We start from the raw sequence: 17426 nt of genomic DNA on the forward strand, positions 1-17426 counted from the left end.
CGATCGGTCTTTTTGTTGGTACGGTCTGGGCATGGCCCCCGGCACCACCACCGACGGCCGGCTCGCCCGCGGCGAGCGGTCCCGCGCCGCCGCGCTCGACGCAGCCGTCGTCCTCGCCACCGAATCCGGTCTCGACGGGCTCTCGCTGAGCCAGCTCGCCGAGCGGCTCGGGGTGAGCAAGTCCGGGCTCTTCGCGCACTGGCGCACCAAGGAGGAGCTACAGCTCGCCGCGGTCGCGCACGCGCAGGAGCGCTTCACCAACATGGTGGTCCGCCCGGCGCTGCACGCGCCGCGGGGCATCCGGCGACTGTGGGCCCTGCACGAGTCGCGCCTCGCGGACGTCTCGTCGGGCGCGCTGCCCGGCGGGTGTTTCTTCACCAACGCGCAGTTCGAGTTCGTCGCACGGCCCGGCAGCGTCCAGGACGCGCTGTCCGGCGCGCTGGAGGCCTGGCACGTGCTGCTGGAGCGGCTGGTCGTCGAGGCCGTCGAGCTCGGCGAGCTGCGCGACGACATCCACCCGGCGCAGCTGTCCTTCGAGCTCAACGCGCACGGCACCGCCGCGGTCTACGAGTCGCGGCTGCTGGACGCGGCCGAGGTCTTCACCTACGCGCGGACGGCCGCCCTCGTGCGGCTCCGCGGCCTGAGCCCGACACCGTCTCTCCTTCCGGAGGTCTGATCCGATGCACGGTCACGTCCAGCCCTTCGAGGTCCACTTCGACGACCTCGACGCCATGGGCATCGTCCACAACGCGCGCTACGCCGTCTTCCTCGAGCGCGCCCTGTCCCAGTGGTGGGCCTCCCGCGGCCACTCCTACGCCGGTGGCCGGCCCACGACGTCCGACGTGATGCACGCCGTCGCGGAGTATTCGATCTCATACCGTTCGCCGGTGCGCGGCACGGGCGAGATCGGCGTGCACTTCTGGGTCGAGACCCTCGGCGAGAGCAGCGCGGTGTACCGCTTCCGGATCCTCTCCGCCGACGGGCAGACGGTGCACGCGGAGGGCCGGCGGGTCAACGTGAAGCTCGACCCGCGGACGCTGCGGCCGGCACCGTGGAGCGAGGATGCCCGCTCTGCGGCGCGCGAGCTACTCGCGGTGCCGGTGGAAGAACTCGCGCAGCAGCGCTGAGGACTCGGCCTCCAGCACCCCGCCGATCACCTCCGGCCGGTGGGTGAGCCGCCGGTCGCGCATGACGTCCCACAGCGAGCCGGCGGCACCCGTCTTGGGCTCCCAGGCCCCGAAGACGACGGTGCCGATGCGGGCCAGCACGATGGCTCCGGCGCACATCGTGCAGGGCTCGACGGTGACGACGAGGACACAGTCCTCGAGCCGCCACTCCCCGCGCCGCTGGGCGGCCCGCCGGAGCGCCAGCAGCTCGGCGTGGGCGGTGGGGTCCCCGGTCTTCTCCCGCTCGTTGTGCGCGGCTCCGAGCTCCTGCCCGTCGGGCCCGAGGACGACCGCTCCGATGGGCACGTCGTCCCCGGCGCCGGCCGCCACGTCGAGCGCCCGGCGCATGGCCCCTTCCCACCGCCGCACCCGGTCCTCCCTCTGTGCCCCGACACCGTCCCTGCGGCGCTCACCTACAGCGACCCGCGCTCGGAGCAAGCCGCCGGCGACGGTCACATCCGGGGACATCCTGCGGACAGCCCGAGGATGCGCGCTCAGACGTCCCGGAGTTCCTCGATCTCGTCGCCCGCGCCGATGGCCTGGCAGATCTCGGCCGTCAGGTCGGGCGGGAGCATGCCCTCCTGGGCGCACAACTCCAGCAGGCGGCCGCTCGACAGGCCGAGATCGGCGAGCAGCTCGGGGTCGCCGACCGGCTCGACGTCCGGCTCCGCCGACGGGCGCTCCTCCTCGTCCTCCTCGGACGACTCCTCGTCGACCGCGGCGACCTCCGGCAACTGCTCCTCGATGTCGCCGAGAAGGATGGCGCCCAGGCGCGACTCCTCGGCGAACACCGAGTCGGAGCCGAAGACGCGCAGATCCTCCCCCTCGTCGAGGCGCAGGATCGCCAGGTAGGCATCGTCGGACTCGACGAACAGCAGCGACACCGACGCCTCAGGGTCGACGTCGCGCAAGCGATCGGTGACCTCTTCGAGGTCGGCGACACCACTGAGATCGAGCTCGGCAGCAGCCCAGCTCTCGGCGCCGCGTGTGACAGCGGCAGCGAAATACGACACGGTCCCCCCGGTCGGTGCTCGTCGTTACGCGTGAACACTATTCGAGCGAGTCACCGGTTGGCAGCGAAGGGCCCCGGATGTGTTCAGTCGGCGAGTCGTCGCCGGTTTGCGATCAGCTCTCGGAGGCGGTCGGCACGCAGCCGACGGGGACGGAACTGCTCGCGGAGCGCCTTCGCGTCCGCAAGCTCGACCAGCAGCGCGAGCCGCCGGCGACGCCGCTCGGGGTCGAGCCGCTGCAGCCTCAAAGCCATGTTGCTGAGCGTGATGCTCGCCGCAATCCACGTCAAGAGCACGCGCCAAAGTCCGTGAAACGGCTACGCAGCGTGGCTCGCCCATCCAGGAATGTGCCTACCAGAGCAGCCAGTCGCCACCGGCCATCCGGTAGCCGACGACAATGCCGGCGATCGCCACCGCGACCCCACTGGCGATCGCCACGCCGACCGCGACACCCCGGTCGCCGAAGCGAGCGAGGGCCGCCGAGGCACCCCAGGCGAGGATGCCCGCGATGAGCGTCAGCCAGATATACCCCCGGGCCGAGGTCGCCAGCAGCCCGAACAACAGCATCCAGGCGGCACCGGCGGCGGCGCCGGCGGTGACCATAGGGCTGCGCACGGGGAGCGGCTCGCGATAGGTGGGCCGGGGCTGGCTCACCACGAACACGGGCGGGCGCAGGGCACCCTGCCAGGCACCGTATTGCGCGGCGGGTGTCGGCGGCCGGGAAGCACTCATCCGCGGCGGCGGTCCGATCACCGGCGGGCCTATCGCGCCGGGCCACGACTGCCGCGCCGCGCCCACCGGCGCGGGCATGCCGGCCGTCACCGGACGGGGCTGGCCGGCCGTCGCGGGTGCCGCCTGTCCGGCAGGCGCGGGACCGGACGCGTCCGGCTCCCTCCACTGCGACTCGCTCACTGCCACAAAAAGCAGCTTAGCCCGGCCGCCCCAGCGGGACGACCGGGCCGCGGCCTGCGACTACCGGCTGCCGGATGTCATCCGAACAGGGCGAGGCGCTTCTGACTCACGCCGCCGATGGTCGTGAACTCCCCGGTGGCGACGACCAGGCCGAGCCGCGGGTCGGCGACGAGCGCCCGCACGCCGGCGATCCCGTTGGCCTGCGGTGCCCAGTCGAGCAGCTTGCCGTCCTTGTCCGCGGCGGCGAGCTTGATCCGGGACACCGAGCCGTCGGTGCAGGCGCCCTTGGCGCCGTTGTTGCTGGTGGTGCAGGCCTTGTCGAAATGGCCCCCGATGTACGCCACCCCACCCACCGTGGCGACGGCCTGGACGTCGCCGTCGAAGACCCTGGTCCAGCGGGCCTTGCCGGTGGGTGTGTACGCGATCGCGCGGCCGCCTTGCCCGCCTATGCCGGCGTAGACGGTGCCGTCGTCGCCGACGGCCACAGCCAGGACCACCGCCGATGGACGTGGCAGGAAATCCTTGTCCAGCGTTCCGCTGACCGGGTCGACGGCGGTGAGCCGGAGGGTGTTGCTGACGCCGTTGGTCTTGTGGAACGAGCCGCCGAGATAGACCCGGTTCGCCGTCACGGCCAGCGTCTCGACCCGGTTGTCGGTGGTGGGTGCCCAGCGGGTGTCCAGCGCGCCGGTCGCGATGTCGAAGGCGGCCAGGTTGGTGCGCTTGGTGGCGTCGATGGCGGTGAACCGACCGCCCACGTAGAGCCGGCCACCGCCGACCCCGACGGCGACCGGCGCGCCGCCGGAGACCGAGTGGCTGAACGCACTGACGGCGCCCGTGGTCGCGTCGAGCTCGGCGATCGAGTCCCGCTTCACCCCAGATACCTTCGAAAAGTCACCGACCGCATACACAGAGTTACGCACGGCGGCGAGTCCGCGAACCGTGGCGTCGGCCGCCGGTGCCCAGTCGAGCAGGGCTCCGGTGCGGGCGTTGAAGGCCGCGAGCCGGGTCCGCGGATAGCTCTTGCCGCTCACGATCGCCTTGCTGAAGGACCCGCCGACGAAGACGGTGTCGCCCAAATAGGCCGCCGACCACACAGTTCCGTCGAACGACGGGGACCGCAGAGGGCTGCGCTCCACGACGGCGGCACCCGCCACCTGGGCGCCGGCCAGCGCGGCGGCCGTGGCGGCGGCCACTACGCAGAGAGCGGTTTTCAGGATGAGTCGCATGGAGCACACCGTAACGGCTTGTAACCGGCGAAATCGGCACTAATCAGGTCACTTAAGGCGTTCGGCGGGGCGTCCCGAGCCGAAAGGGTGATCCGGTGATGTGCGACAGTTCCGCAGTGCGTGATGCGACGTTGAACGTGGCGGTCATCGGTCTCGGGCTGATCGGCGGATCGGTCCTGCGTGCGCTCGCGGTGCACGGGCACCGGGTCAGCGGCTACGACGCCGACCCGGCCACCCGGGCGACCGCACGCACCGCCGCCGCACAGGCCCCGGCCAACGCCCGCTGGCACGTCACCGGCACGATCGCCGACGCGGTCCGGGACGCGGACCTGACCGTCGTCGCCGTGCCGCTGCCGTCGGTCGGCACGGTCTTCGACGAGCTGGCCTCCCTCGCGTACGTCGGCGTCGTCACCGACGTGACCTCGGTGAAGGGGCCGGTCCGCGATCTGGCGCTCGACCGGCTGCGCACCGGCGGCCAGTCCCTGGCGACGTTCATCGGCGGGCATCCGATGGCCGGCCGGGAGACGTCGGGGTTCACCGCGGCCGACCCGCGGCTGTTCGAGGGCTGCGCCTGGGTGCTGTGCCTGACCGAGGACGGCGCCGGCATCCATGACTGGCTCGAACTCGCGGCGCTGGTCACCGGCCTGGGCGCCCGGGTCGTGCCGGCCACCGCCGACGAGCACGACCACGCCGTGGCGGCGATCTCGCACGTGCCGCACCTCGTCGCGGCGGCCATGGCGGCGCGGGTGGCCAGCGACCCGCTCGCCGGCACGCTGGGCGCGGGCTCGTTCCGCGACGGCACCCGGGTCGCCGCGGCCCGGCCCGAACTGACCGCGGCGATGTGCGGCGGCAACGCGCCGGCGGTGCTGGCCGCCCTCGACGCCGTGCTCGCCGACCTCAACGCCGCCCGGGCGATCCTCGACGGTTCGGATCCGATCGGCGCGCTGGCGCCGTGGCTGACGCCCGGCTACACCGCCCGGCTGACCTGGCCGCCACAGCCGGGCGAGACCGCCGACCTGCCGGCCCGGGCGGACGTGCTGCTCCGCCTGGGCCGGGTCGGCGGCTGGATCGAGTCGGTGTCGGCCGACCGCAAGACCGTCCACGCGGTCCGCCCCGCGTAACCCGCTCCCTTTGCTGCGTTGATCCTGCAGTTGTGGTGCCCGACAAACCACAAGTGCATGATCAGCGAGGACGGGCGGGGCGCCAGACGCGCTGCTCGGTCACGATGGCGGTCACCAGCGACGCCGGGGTCACGTCGAACGCGGGGTTCACGGCCGACGTGCCCTCGGGGGCCGTCGTGCCGACCACCTCGGCCGAGCCGCGGTCCTCGATCTCGACCTTGTCGCCGCTCGGGGTGTCCGGGTCGACGGTCGACTCCGGCGCCACGCAGATGAACGGGATGCCGGCCGCCGCCGCGCCCAGCGCGTGGGCGTAGCTGCCCACCTTGTTCACCACGTCGCCGTTGGCGCAGATCCGGTCCGCGCCCAGGATGACCGCGTCGACCTCGCCCCGGGCCATGAGGAACGGCCCGGCCGAGTCGACCGCCAGCCGGTGCGGCACGCCGGCCCGGCCCAGCTCCCATGTCGTCAGCCGCGCGCCCTGGAGCAACGGCCGGGTCTCGCTCGCGATCACACCGGCCAGGGCGCCCCGGCGGTGCAGCTCGAACACCACCGCCAATGCCGTGCCCTCGACCACCGTCGCCAGTCCGCCGGTGTTGCAATGCGTCAGCAGCCGGACGCCCGGGCCGCACAACTCCTGCACCAGGTCGGCGCCCCGCCGCCCCATTTCCGCCGAACTCGCGATTTCCTCGTCCCGCACGCGCAATGCCTCTTCGAGCACCGCGTCGAAAGACGGCAACAACGCCGCCGCCCGTCGCGCGCCGCGGGCCAGGTTCACCGCCGTCGGCCGTGCGGTCTCCACGAGGTGTACGGCCTGAGCCCGCGCCTCGTCGTCCGCGTGTTGCCTGGCGGCCAACGCGACCCCCAACGCACCCGCCACCCCGAGGGCGGGAGCGCCACGCACGGCCAGCCGCTGGATCGCCTCGACGAGCTGCTCGACGGTCGTCAGCCGTAGGAAGACCGTCTCCTTGGGCAGGAGGGTCTGATCCACGATGACAACGGCATCGTCAATCCAGTCAATGGTGCGCATCAATGGTCCGTTTCCCGATGGCCGCGCCGGGTGAAGCGCGGGAATTCGTCCGTTCGGTTTTGTGAAAGTCCCGACGCCTGACGTTGACGAGCGTACATTCGGGATTCATGAGCACCGTATTGGCGCTCGCGACAGTCCCCTTCCTCATGGCGGCCGGACTGATCGCGTTGATGAAGGTCCCGACACATCTCCAGCTCACCGTGACCGACACCGCGCTGATCGTCGAACCACAGGGACTCGACCGCTGGTGGACCCGTCGCGAGCGGATCCAGGTGCCGCTGACCACAGTCGGCTCCATCCGCATCGTGCCCCGGTCCGAGGCACCCGATCTCAGCCGCCGGCACGCCGGTGTGCACCTCGACGGCATCATCACCGCCGGTGTCTTCGGCGGCACCTTCTGGGACGTGCGGCGCGGCGACCAGCTGCTGATGATCAGCTGCCGCCCGGGCTCGGAGTTCACCACGCTGGTGCTGCAATTCGCCAACCCGTTCGCCACGCTGACCCGCACCCGGACCGTGGTCGCGCACAAAGGCCCGCGGAGCACTAGCGTCTGACGCATGCCAACCGCTCGCGACCCGCTGGCCGATCTGCGACGCATCGCGTTTCTGCTGGAGCGGGCCCACGAGAAGACCTATCGCGTCCGTGCGTTCCGGGGCGCCGCCGCCGCGCTGGCCAAGCTGCCGGAGGGCGAGATCGCCACCCGCGCCGCCGCCGGCAAACTGACCGAACTGGCGGGCGTCGGCGACGTGACGGCGCGCTGCGTGGTCGAGTCGCTCAACGGCGAGGAGCCGGTCTATCTGCGCCGGCTCGAGTCCACCGCCGGTCAGGATCTCGACGCCGAGACCGCCGCCCTGCGCGCCGCGCTGCGCGGCGACTGCCACGCGCACTCCGACTGGTCCGACGGCGGTTCGCCGATCGACGAGATGGCGCTGGCCGCCGCCGAGCTCGGCCACGAGTACCTCGTGCTGACCGACCACTCGCCGCGTCTGACCGTGGCGCGGGGGCTGTCCGCCGAGCGGCTGGCCGAGCAGCTCGACGTCGTCACCGAGATCAACGCCGGGTTCGAGGGCCTCGGCATGTCGTTTCGCATCCTGACCGGCATCGAGGTCGACATCCTCGCCGACGGGTCGCTCGACCAGACCGACGAGCTCCTGGCGCGGCTCGACGTCGTGGTGGGCTCGGTGCACAGCAACCTCAAGGACGAGTCCGCGGTCATGACCGAGCGGATGGTCACCGCGCTGGCCAACCCGCACCTGGACATCCTGGGCCACTGCACCGGACGGCTGATCACCGGCGGCCGCGGCACCCGGGACGAGAGCCAGTTCGATCCGGCGGACGTCTTCGCCGCGGCGGTCGAGCACGACAAGGCCATCGAGATCAACTCGCGGCCGGAGCGGCTCGACCCGCCGAAGCGGCTGCTGCGGGTCGCGCTCGAGATGGGCTGCCGGTTCTCGATCGACACCGACGCGCACGCGCCGGGTCAGCTCGACTGGCTACCCAACGGCTGCGCGCGCGCCGTCGCCTGCGGCGTCCCGGCTGACCGCATCGTCAACACGATGCCCGCCGCCGGCCTGCTCGCGTGGACGGCGGCGCACGACTGAGAACAGGCCCTGTGAGGCGGCGACGCCGGCCAGGACGACGATCCCGCCCACCGGCTGGTGCCAGGTCAGCGTCTCGCCGAGGAAGACGGTGCCGGCGACCGCGGCCACGAACGGCGGCAGGTAGGTGACCATCGAACCGGTGGTCACGCCCGCGGTCCGCACGACGTGGAAGTTCAGGGCGAAGGCGATGCCGGTGCCGAAGACGCCCAGGGCGACGACGGCGAGGTACACGCGGGGCGAGTGGCCCAGCGGGTTCGGCGGGGCACCGGCGATCAGCGGGGCGGCGATCAACAGGTGGAGGGTCGACATGACCAGCTGGCCGATGGAGAGCTGGAGCGGGGTCACGTCGAAGTGCTTCATGATCCAGCGCGTGTAGTTGAACGCGATGCCGTAACAGAGGACCGCGCCGAAGAGCATGAGCTGGCCGGTCAGCGAACTGCCGCCGACACCCTCCCAGACGCCGAGGACGACGAGCACCCCGACGAAGCCGATGAGCAGGCCGGTCAGCTGGCGGCGGCCGGGGCGCTCGCTGCGCACCGCGATCAGGGTCACCAGCAGCGTGGTGAGCGGTGCGGTGCCGTTCCAGATGCCGGCCAGGACCGACGGCACGCGCTGCTCGGCGTAGCCGAAGAGGGTGAAGGGAATGGTGGTGGCGAACAGCGAGAACACGAAGAGGTGGCCCCACAGCCGGGCGCCCCGGGGCAGCGGCAGGCGGCGCAGGGCCAGGTAGCCGAGCAGCGTGAGAGCGCCGAGCACGACGCGGTAGCCGGCGATGTAGACCGGCTCCAGCTCGACGAGTGCGTCCTTGATGAACATGAAGCTGGTGCCCCAGATGAGCGCGACCGCCAGGAAGGCGGGCAACCAGCGGTTCACCGGAGCGTCAGGGGTGCGGCTCGACATGGGCCTTACTCTGCTCCGCACGGGGCGTCGCCGTCGCGCGGATTTCGGACCTCCAGATGCAGGTCAAGCCACCCGTTGGGAATTGGCCTGCGCCCGGACCGCGGCGGAGCGCCCGGTCGCGTAGGGTCGGCGCGTGGGATCTATCGATGACATCGCCAACCGCTATGTCGAGCAGTGGGCGCCCCTCGACCCGATCGGGGCGACCTTCGTCGGAGTGGCCGGCCACGACGACCAGCTGACCGACCTGTCGCCCGAGGGATTCGCCGCACTCGCCGACCTCGACCGGCGCACCCTCGCCGAACTCAACGCGCAGACCCCGGCCACGGAGGCCGAGCGGGTCGCCCAGGAGGCCATGCAGGAGCGCCTCGGGCTCGCCCTGGAGCGGTTCGAGGCGGGTGACATCACCAGCGACGTCAACGTGATCTCCAGCCCGCTGCACGGCGTGCGCAGCTCGTTCGACCTCATGCCGACGGAGGGCGAGCAGGCCGCGGCCAACATCTCGGCCCGGCTCGCCGCGGTGCCGCAGGCGCTCGCCCAGTGGCAGCGGACGCTGCTGCACGAGGCGCAGCGGGGCAACGTGGCGCCGGCCAAGCAGATCATCGAGGTGGCCAAGCAGTGTGAGGTCTGGGCCGACCTCGAGGGCGACAACTTCTACCCGGACCTGGCCGCCCGCATCGGCGCGGACAACCCGGCGCTCGCCGCCGACCTGGCCCGCAACGCCGAGGCGGCGCGTGCGGCGACCGTGGCGACCGGCGAGTTCCTGCGCCGCGAGCTGGCCCCGCTGGGCCGGCCGAAGGAGGCCGCCGGCCGCGAGCGCTACCAGCTGGCGTCCCGCTACTTCCTCGGCGCGACCGTCGACCTCGACGAGGCGTACCGGTGGGGTTTCGAGGAGCTGGCCCGGCTGGAGACCGAGATGCGCGCCGTGGCCGACAAGATCGTCCCCGACGGCAGCATCGACGACGCGGTCGCGGCGCTCGACGCCGACCCGGCTCGCACGATCCACGGCAAGGAGGCGTTCCGCGACTGGATGCAGGAGCTCGCCGACGCCACCGTGCGGGAGCTCAACGGCCGGCACTTCGACATCCCGCCGCAGGTCCAGCCGATCGAGTGCATGCTCGCCCCGACGTCCGACGGCGGCATCTACTACACCGGCCCCAGCGAGGACTTCTCCCGCCCGGGCCGCATGTGGTGGGCGGTGCCGCAGGGCATCAACAGCTTCTCGACCTGGCGCGAGGTCACGACGGTCTACCACGAGGGTGTCCCGGGCCACCACCTGCAGATCGGCCAGACCTACGTCCGGGCCGAGCTGCTGAACCGGTGGCGGCGCATCCTGGCCTGGTCCTCCGGGCACGGCGAGGGCTGGGCGCTCTACGCCGAGCGGCTGATGGACGAGCTGGGCTACCTCTCCGACCCGGGTGACAAGCTCGGCATGCTCGACGGGCAGGCGTTCCGCGCCACCCGCGTCATCGTCGACATCGGCATGCACCTGGAGCTGGAGATCCCCCGCGACAACCCGTTCGGGTTCGCCCCCGGCGAGCGGTGGACGCCCGAGCTGGGCTGGGAGTTCCTGCGGGCGCACTGCCGGGTCGAGGAGAAGAGCCTGCGGTTCGAGCTCAACCGGTATCTCGGCTGGCCCGGCCAGGCCCCGTCGTACAAGCTCGGCGAGCGGGCCTGGCTGGCTGCCCGGGACGAGGCGCGGGCCCGCAAGGGCGCCGACTTCGACCTCAAGGCGTTTCACCGCGACGCGCTCAACCTCGGTTCGCTCGGGCTCGATCCGCTGCGGGCCGCCCTCGCCCGGCTGTAGCACCCATGGGCGCGCTGGCCGGGCGGCTCGGCCCGGCGCCGGTGGTGGAGCTGGACGACCGGGCGGTCCGTGGCCTCACCGATCGGCCTCTCGGAAACCCCGGTGACGCACCGGCTGCCACCACCGACGCTCTAGCCGGCGTAGGCGATGTTCAGCGCCGGCGCGGTCAGGACGTTCGATGACACGTAAACCAGCTCGATGTCGCACTTGGTGTAGAAGCCGGGCAGCGGGATCGGCGGCGGTGGCATCGACGGGGTGAACGTCATCGGCAGGATGCCGAGCACGTTCGCCGAGAACCGCGTCGTGTAGAACTTCACGTTGCCCTCGACCGTGAGCGACGAGCTCTTGGTGAGGAGCAGCTTCGGTGCGCCCGGGGTCCGCAGCTCGAAGGGTGTCGAGGTCGACTTCTTCATGCTGAAGGCGAGCACCTTGACCTTGCTGCCGTCCGTCTTCGTCAGCTCTGCGACGCCGTCGTAGGTGAGGCCGTCCATCGTCATCACGTCGGCCCTGAGGATCGACGGCGCGGTGGGGACGTGCGGCTGACCGGGGGCGACCTCGGCCTTCTTGTTGTTCGGCGACGGCGAGGCGCTCGACGGGCCGCAGCCCGGGCTCTTCGACGGCGCCTTGGAGCCGGACGGTTGCGGCGCGGCGGAGCCCGACGCCGGCGGCGCCGGGCTCTCGCTGGGGATGGCCTGCGTTTCGGGCGCCTTCTTCGCACCGCCGCCGAAGAGGCCCCCGAGCCAGTCGAGCAGGCCCGGGCGCTCCTCTTCGGTCTTCGTGGGTGACGGGCTGGGGCTCGCGCTCGGGCTCGCCGTGGTGTCCGGCGCGGCCCCACCCGATGGTTTGGTGCTGGTCTTCACGCTGGGGCCGGTGCACGGGGCGGCGTACGCCTCCCCGGGCTGATGTGCGGCCCCGACGACCGCGGCGATGACGGCGACGGCCAGCAGGAGGCCGCCGAGCCCTCGGCGCTTGGGCAGGTCGCCGGAGCCGTCCGGCGGGCGCTGCTCGTCGGCGCTGCCGGCCCCGCCCTCGTTGCCGCGGTGCAGAGGGCTGTACTGCGCGGTGGGCAGTTCGTCGGTGAGGACCCCCGACGGCTGCCGCGGCTCGTCGGCCAGGATGTCGTCGAGTTGCGCGTCCTGGTAGTACGGCTCCGGATCGGGCTCGTCGATCACCGTGTCGTCATCGACCGGCGCGGATGGTTCGGCGGGGGCCCAGGAGACGGCCAAGCCGCCGCCGACCACGCCGAGGACCGTGCCGAGGAAGAAGCCACCGAGGTTGAGCCCGATCAGCGAGTAGAGCGCGGTGAGGGTGCCCAGGATGCCGTAGAACAGTCGCTGACCGGGCGAGAACCAGGTGAGCAGGCCACCGAGCAGCATCATCGCGGGCAGCACGTAGGACAGGAACCCGGTCGGTCCGAAGTGGACCTCGAGGGCGAGTTCCAGGTTGCTGCTGAGGAACAGCTCCAGCCCGGACAGCAGCAGGAACAGGCCACCCCAGAACGGGCGCTGGGCGCGCCACCCACCGAAGGACGCACGGTACTTCGCGTGCGCGGCGTGAGAGGTGGTCACGGACGTCCTCCAGATAGCTCACAAAGCGGGGGGCCCGCGGGGAGTCCTCCCGCGGGCCCGGGCGGCGGACTAGAAGCACTCCTCCGGCTTGGCACCGGTCGAGATGCTCAGGTCGAGGCCGGTGAGCTTGAACGTGCCGGCGGTGGTCGACCAGGCGACCTGCTTGAGGTTGGTGATGGTCACGCTGTCGGCCTGCTGGGCGAAGCTGCCCTGCAGACCCTTGGCGTTCACGCCACCCTTGGTGAGGTCCGAGGCGTCGATGCCGATCTGGATGTTGTTGAACGTGGCGTCGCCCTTGAGCGACGACAGCTCGATGAGCAGGTCGGTCGCCTCGGCCGGAGCGCCCTGGCCGGCGTGGATGACCATGCTGACCGGCAGGCCGGGCACCTTCACCGACTGGCACAGGTTGTAGAGCTTGGCCTCCTTGATGCCGGAGACCGCCACGAAGTGGTTCTTCGGGTCGGCGGGGTTCTGCGGGTTGCCGCCCTTCTCGGTGGCCACGCCGCCGTACTGCACGAAGCCGGTGCCCTCCAGCTTGTCGGCGGAGACCTTGAACTGCTGGCCGGAGACGGCGAACGACGCGGCGATCGCGCCGGTCGCCTGGCCGAAGACGATGGCGCCGGCGATGAAGCTGGCCGGCACGACGACGGTCGCGAAACGCTTCCATCTCGTGCGGCCCTTCACCGCACTGCCCTGAGCTACGGACACGTAGGGCTCCTCTGGTCGCGGGGTGCTGGGGTGCTGGGGTGCTGCGCTCCTGCCTTGCGGGCGCTCGCATCGCGCCTCCGCTGCGGCCTTCTGTCGCTGCCGGGCGGTTTCTTCACAGAAGGCCGGGCGGGGCGTGCGGACGATGTTGCCGGGTCGCTGGTGCACGTACAAGGCCGGTCGTTACTGGCCGGTAACCACGTCCAAGCGAAAAACGAACGCTGCGTAATGAGCTACCGGAACGATTCCGGTCGATGGCGGGTCATCAAGGCCTATAAATCTGACATAGCGGGCCTGTGATCGTCACCACAGGTGAGCGATCTTGGCTAAGGTCACGGTTCTATAACGACAAACCCCGAAGGTTCTTCACTCTCCATCGACGATGGTGAGTTTCCTGTCAAAACCACCAAAAGCCCCCATCTCGAAAAACTCGCCATTGCCAGCGGGTCGGCCTCGGTGGTTAGTTAGGCCCGATAACTAACAAGGTGGCCGCCATCCACCCGTTGGTTTCGCAGCCGCGCGACAGAGGGTCGGCGCCCCGTGCCCCGCGGCTTCAGGAAAGCGCGGTCGGCGCGCGTCTTGCCTGGCTGAACCCCCCAGCTCAGGAAGGACACCCGCAATGGCAGCATCATCGCGCCGATGGCGACGGCTGCTCACCGCAGCCACACTCGCCGCCGGCAGCACCGTCGTAGCGGCGGTGGCGAACGCACCGGCAGCCGCGGCCATCCCCATCCCGGCCAGCGACTATCAGCACGTACAACTGGCCCTCGGCAGCGCCGAACTCGGCGAGCCGATGTCCCTCGCGGTCATGCCCGACCGGTCGGTGATCCACACCGCCCGGGACGGCACAGTCCGCGTCACGGACGCCGCCGGCAACACGAAGGTCGCCGGCAAGCTCTCCGTCTACACCCACGACGAGGAGGGTCTGCAGGGCGTCGCGGTCGACCCCGGGTTCGCGACGAACCGGTGGATCTGGCTCTACTACTCGCCGCCGCTGTCCACGCCGGCCGGTGACGCGCCGGCGACCGGCACCGACGCGCAGTTCGCGCCGTGGAAGGGCCACCTCAACCTCTCCCGGTTCACACTCAAGGCCGACAACACGCTCGACTTCGCCAGCGAGAAGGTCGTGCTCACCGTCGACAACGACCGCGGCCTGTGCTGCCACGTCGGCGGTGACATCGACTTCGACGCGGCCGGCAACCTCTACCTGACGACCGGCGACGACACGAACCCGTTCGAGTCGGCGGGCTACTCGCCGCTCGACGAGCGGACCAACCGCAACCCGCAGTACGACGCCCAGCGCTCGTCGGCGAACACCAACGATCTGCGGGGCAAGCTCCTGCGGATCAAGCCGAACGCGGACGGCACCTACTCGATCCCGTCCGGCAACATGTTCCCGCCCGGCACCGCCAGGACGCGGCCCGAGATCTACGCCATGGGCTTCCGCAACCCGTTCCGGATGAGCGTCGACAAGCCGACCGGGGTCGTCTACCTCGGTGACTACGGCCCGGACGCGGGCACCACGCAGGCCAACCGCGGCCCGTCCGGACAGGTTGAGTTCAACCGGATCACCGGGCCGGGCAACTACGGCTGGCCGTACTGCACCGGCACCAACACGACGAACGAGACCTACAACAAGTGGGACTTCGCCGCCAACACCGGCGGCGCGAAGTTCAACTGCACCGGCGGACCGACGAACAGTTCCTTCCGCAACACCGGCCAGACCACGCTGTCCGCGGCGAAGCCGGCCTGGATCCGTTACGCGGGCGACGCCGGCTCCCCGCCGGAGTTCGGCAGCGGCTCCGAGTCGCCGATGGGCGGTCCGGTGTACCGCTACAACGCCTCGCTCAACTCGGCAGTGAAGTTCCCGCAGTCGCTGGACGGCAACTTCTTCGCCGGCGAGTACGGCCGCCGCTGGATCAAGCCGATCAAGGTCAACGCCGATGGCTCGCCGGGTGAGATCTCGACGTTCCCGTGGGCCGGCACGCAGGTCATGGACATGGCCTTCGGTCCGGACGGCGCACTCTACGTGCTCGACTACGGCACCGGTTCGAACAACCAGGCGCTCTACCGCGTCGAGTACATCGGCGGCGGCAACCGCGCGCCGACCGCGAAGATCACGCCGTCGGTCACGTCCGGGCCGAACCCGCTGACCGTGAACTTCTCGTCGGCGGGCAGTGCGGACCCGGAGGGTGGTGCGCTCACGTACGCCTGGGACTTCGACGGCAACGGCACGACCGACTCGACCGCCGCCAACCCGTCGTACACCTACACCACCAACGGCACGAAGACCCCGACGCTGACCGTGCGTGATCCGCAGGGCCTGACCGGCTCGGCGAGCACCGTGATCACGGTCGGCAACACGGCGCCGACGGTCCGGGTGACACTGCCGGGCAGCGGCCAGCTGTTCAACTTCGGCGACACGGTCCCGTTCCAGATCACGGTCACCGACCCCGAGGACGGCACGATCAACTGCTCGCGGGTCAGCATGACCTACTTCCTGGGTCACGACAGCCACTCGCACCAGATCACCGGCACGACCGGGTGCTCGGGCTCGATCACGATCCCGGTCGACGGCGAGCATGACGCGGCGGCGAACATCTACGGCATCTTCGACGCCGCGTACACCGACAACGGCGGACTGACCACCCACACCCTCGTCACCCTGCAGCCCAAGCACCGCCAGGGTGAGCACTACGGCGCGATGTCGGGCGTCCAGCTCGCCGACCACGCCTCGGCCGAGGGCGGCAAGACCGCCGGCTACATCGAGAACGGCGACTGGATCTCGTACTCGCCGTACCTGCTGAACAACGCCACGCAGTTCACCGCCCGGGTCTCGTCCGCCGGGGCGGGTGGCACGATCGAGGTGCGCGTCGGCTCGCCGACCGGCACCCTGCTCGGCACCGCCACCGTTCCCACCACCGGCAGCTGGGAGACGTTCACCAACGTCTCGACGAACATCTCCGGGGCGCCGAGCACGGCCACCACGTTGTACCTCGTGTTCAAGGGCGGCGCGGGCAACCTGTTCGACGTCGACGCGTTCACCTTCGCCACCGGCGGATCCAATCCCAGCATGCCGGTGGTCAATCTCCGATCGCTGACGAACAACCTGTACGTCTCCGCGCCGAACGCGACGACAGCGCTGATCGCCAACTCGTCGTCGGTCGGCACCGCGCAACAGTTCGACCTCGTCGACCTCGGCGGGGGCAAGGTGGCGCTGCGGTCGAAGGCGAACAACATGTACGTCTGCGCGGACAACGCCGGCGCCAACCCGCTCATCGCCAACCGGACGACGGTCGGGCCGTGGGAGAGGTTCACGCTGATCCGCAACTCCGACGGCAGCGAGAGCCTGCTGGCCGAGGTCAACAGCAGGTACGTCGTCGCCGAGAACAACGGCGCCGGCTCGCTGATCGCCAACCGCACGTCGATTGGGCCGTGGGAGAAGTTCGAACTCGTGGGCGCCTGAGTGATATTCGGAAATGTTTGGTCCGGCGTGCTCCCATGTGGAGACATTGATGAGTGACGCTTGACACTCCGCGTTGGATCGTGAGTGTATGTGTTGGTCCGTGGGGATGCTTGGCATCCCCACGGATCGGCCTGGCCGCACCGCCCGGATGCTGGTCGTGACGGGAAGCCCGGCCAGCGCCTGGACTCCCAAGACCCCGCCGACGACCACCCCGTGGACCAACTCGGTGTCCACCACCAACCCGCTGCCCGCAGACTGGCAGAGCCTCAACGGCACCTGGGACTTCGCCGTCACCGGCAGCGGCCAGACCACGCCGGCCACGTTCGGCGAACAGATCCGGGTGCCGTTCCCCGCCGAGTCCGCGCTCTCCGGCAAACTGGAGCGGACGGGCGGGTCCAGCTCAACTTCGGCGCCGTCGACTGGCAGACCACCGCATGGAATTTCCCCGGCCAGTGCCTCCGCCGTCGAGCGGCGGAACTCCGGCCAGTCACGCCGGGTGGAGCCAACAGCTGGGACAACCCGTCGGTGTTCCAGGAGGACACCACATGGTCCGTCGACAACCCGTGGGCCCCGTGACGAGCTGACACCAACCGGGCACGGCAGTCTCCGGACTGCCGCGCCCGGTGACTGCACTCCGGCCTTGTCACCTCTTGGTTGCGGACCGCCGACAGTCGGACCTGGGGTCGCGCATCCAGGACGCCTCTCGGCCGACAGGTCTCCAGCACGGACATTTCAGACATCACGGTGCATCGACAATCATGCATTCGTGGCGTTTTCCATGATCCCGAAGACTTTGTGTCGCTGGAGGTGCCACAAGTCTTCGGGATCATGGAAATTCGCCGAAATCCCACAGATGTCGATCGATGCAATCCCACCTGCTGGTCAAATCGCCGCGATACTGGGCGGCCGCATCCACTGGA

Annotated in this window: 16 protein-coding genes; 7 read left to right on the forward strand and 9 right to left on the reverse strand. The window is 70.5% G+C overall.

Going from position 1 to position 17426, the window contains the following annotated elements:
* Window positions 1–31: 31 nt before the first annotated feature.
* Window positions 32–676, forward strand: a complete 645-nt coding sequence (locus tag Dfulv_RS45880; protein WP_259860081.1) for a TetR/AcrR family transcriptional regulator — start codon at window positions 32–34, stop codon at window positions 674–676.
* A gap of 4 nt (window positions 677–680) precedes the next feature.
* Window positions 681–1127 (forward strand): acyl-CoA thioesterase, encoded by a 447-nt coding sequence (locus Dfulv_RS45885; protein ID WP_259860082.1) that lies wholly within the window; start codon window positions 681–683, stop codon window positions 1125–1127.
* On the opposite strand, the gene Dfulv_RS45890 is transcribed toward Dfulv_RS45885, so the two are convergent.
* The 5 genes from Dfulv_RS45890 to Dfulv_RS45910 form a co-directional block, all read right to left on the reverse strand.
* Window positions 1086–1514, reverse strand: a complete 429-nt coding sequence (locus tag Dfulv_RS45890) for a nucleoside deaminase (RefSeq protein WP_259869536.1) — start codon at window positions 1512–1514, stop codon at window positions 1086–1088. The genes Dfulv_RS45885 and Dfulv_RS45890 overlap by 42 nt on opposite strands.
* A 146-nt stretch (window positions 1515–1660) precedes the next feature.
* The gene (locus Dfulv_RS45895) at window positions 1661–2179 is read right to left on the reverse strand and encodes a tRNA adenosine deaminase-associated protein (RefSeq protein WP_259860083.1); all 519 of its coding nucleotides are present in this window, start codon (window positions 2177–2179) and stop codon (window positions 1661–1663) included.
* Window positions 2180–2262: 83 nt separating this feature from the next.
* Window positions 2263–2430 carry a hypothetical protein gene (locus tag Dfulv_RS45900; protein ID WP_259860084.1) on the reverse strand — a complete coding sequence of 56 codons (168 nt, stop codon included), beginning with the start codon at window positions 2428–2430 and terminating at the stop codon, window positions 2263–2265.
* 97 nt (window positions 2431–2527) lie between these two features.
* Window positions 2528–3094 carry a hypothetical protein gene (locus Dfulv_RS45905; protein WP_259860085.1) on the reverse strand — a complete coding sequence of 189 codons (567 nt, stop codon included), beginning with the start codon at window positions 3092–3094 and terminating at the stop codon, window positions 2528–2530.
* Between the two features lie 71 nt (window positions 3095–3165).
* Entirely contained in the window at window positions 3166–4314 is a 1149-nt protein-coding gene (locus Dfulv_RS45910) for a PQQ-like beta-propeller repeat protein (RefSeq protein ID WP_259860086.1), read from the reverse strand.
* Window positions 4315–4430: 116 nt separating this feature from the next.
* Between Dfulv_RS45910 and Dfulv_RS45915 the strand changes: the two genes are divergently transcribed.
* Window positions 4431–5435: a prephenate dehydrogenase gene (locus tag Dfulv_RS45915; protein WP_259860087.1), complete on the forward strand. Its 1005-nt coding sequence runs from the start codon at window positions 4431–4433 to the stop codon at window positions 5433–5435.
* A 61-nt stretch (window positions 5436–5496) separates the two neighbouring features.
* Here the strand turns inward: Dfulv_RS45915 and mtnA are convergent, their stop codons facing one another.
* Window positions 5497–6423, reverse strand: coding sequence for an S-methyl-5-thioribose-1-phosphate isomerase (gene mtnA / locus Dfulv_RS45920; protein ID WP_259860088.1), 927 nt, complete (start codon window positions 6421–6423; stop codon window positions 5497–5499).
* A gap of 146 nt (window positions 6424–6569) precedes the next feature.
* Here mtnA and Dfulv_RS45925 point away from each other — a divergent pair, with 146 nt between their 5' ends.
* Both Dfulv_RS45925 and Dfulv_RS45930 read left to right on the forward strand, forming a co-directional pair.
* Window positions 6570–7016: a hypothetical protein gene (locus Dfulv_RS45925; protein WP_259860089.1), complete on the forward strand. Its 447-nt coding sequence runs from the start codon at window positions 6570–6572 to the stop codon at window positions 7014–7016.
* Between the two features lie 3 nt (window positions 7017–7019).
* Window positions 7020–8063, forward strand: a complete 1044-nt coding sequence (locus tag Dfulv_RS45930) for a PHP domain-containing protein (RefSeq protein ID WP_259860090.1) — start codon at window positions 7020–7022, stop codon at window positions 8061–8063.
* Here the strand turns inward: Dfulv_RS45930 and Dfulv_RS45935 are convergent.
* Window positions 7956–8963 carry a DMT family transporter gene (locus Dfulv_RS45935; protein ID WP_259860091.1) on the reverse strand — a complete coding sequence of 336 codons (1008 nt, stop codon included), beginning with the start codon at window positions 8961–8963 and terminating at the stop codon, window positions 7956–7958. The genes Dfulv_RS45930 and Dfulv_RS45935 overlap by 108 nt on opposite strands.
* 133 nt (window positions 8964–9096) lie before the next feature.
* Between Dfulv_RS45935 and Dfulv_RS45940 the strand changes: the two genes are divergently transcribed.
* Window positions 9097–10767: a DUF885 domain-containing protein gene (locus Dfulv_RS45940; RefSeq protein WP_259860092.1), complete on the forward strand. Its 1671-nt coding sequence runs from the start codon at window positions 9097–9099 to the stop codon at window positions 10765–10767.
* A gap of 131 nt (window positions 10768–10898) precedes the next feature.
* Here the strand turns inward: Dfulv_RS45940 and Dfulv_RS45945 are convergent, their stop codons facing one another.
* A complete protein-coding gene (locus Dfulv_RS45945; RefSeq protein ID WP_259860093.1) occupies window positions 10899–12335 on the reverse strand; it encodes a DUF6114 domain-containing protein in 1437 nt (478 codons plus the stop codon).
* Between the two features lie 69 nt (window positions 12336–12404).
* Window positions 12405–13043: a DUF6230 family protein gene (locus Dfulv_RS45950; RefSeq protein ID WP_259860094.1), complete on the reverse strand. Its 639-nt coding sequence runs from the start codon at window positions 13041–13043 to the stop codon at window positions 12405–12407.
* A 616-nt stretch (window positions 13044–13659) separates the two neighbouring features.
* Here Dfulv_RS45950 and Dfulv_RS45955 point away from each other — a divergent pair.
* Window positions 13660–16506 carry a PQQ-dependent sugar dehydrogenase gene (locus Dfulv_RS45955; RefSeq protein WP_259860095.1) on the forward strand — a complete coding sequence of 949 codons (2847 nt, stop codon included), beginning with the start codon at window positions 13660–13662 and terminating at the stop codon, window positions 16504–16506.
* The last annotated feature ends 920 nt before the right edge of the window (window positions 16507–17426 follow it).

This window comes from Dactylosporangium fulvum, assembly GCF_025137375.1.
Classification (GTDB): Bacteria; Actinomycetota; Actinomycetes; order Mycobacteriales; family Micromonosporaceae; genus Dactylosporangium; species Dactylosporangium fulvum.

Excerpts from the sequence above, each read along its gene's own strand:
- Dfulv_RS45925 (WP_259860089.1), top strand. The coding sequence starts at position 6,570 with ATGAGCACCGTATTGGCGCTCGCGACAGTCCCCTTCCTCATGGCGGCC.
- Dfulv_RS45885 (WP_259860082.1), top strand. The coding sequence starts at position 681 with ATGCACGGTCACGTCCAGCCCTTCGAGGTCCACTTCGACGACCTCGAC.
- Dfulv_RS45900 (WP_259860084.1), bottom strand. The coding sequence starts at position 2,430 with ATGGCTTTGAGGCTGCAGCGGCTCGACCCCGAGCGGCGTCGCCGGCGG.
- Dfulv_RS45910 (WP_259860086.1), bottom strand. The coding sequence starts at position 4,314 with ATGCGACTCATCCTGAAAACCGCTCTCTGCGTAGTGGCCGCCGCCACG.
- Dfulv_RS45890 (WP_259869536.1), bottom strand. The coding sequence starts at position 1,514 with ATGCGCCGGGCGCTCGACGTGGCGGCCGGCGCCGGGGACGACGTGCCC.
- Dfulv_RS45930 (WP_259860090.1), top strand. The coding sequence starts at position 7,020 with ATGCCAACCGCTCGCGACCCGCTGGCCGATCTGCGACGCATCGCGTTT.
- Dfulv_RS45880 (WP_259860081.1), top strand. The coding sequence starts at position 32 with ATGGCCCCCGGCACCACCACCGACGGCCGGCTCGCCCGCGGCGAGCGG.
- Dfulv_RS45935 (WP_259860091.1), bottom strand. The coding sequence starts at position 8,963 with ATGTCGAGCCGCACCCCTGACGCTCCGGTGAACCGCTGGTTGCCCGCC.
- Dfulv_RS45955 (WP_259860095.1), top strand. The coding sequence starts at position 13,660 with ATGGCAGCATCATCGCGCCGATGGCGACGGCTGCTCACCGCAGCCACA.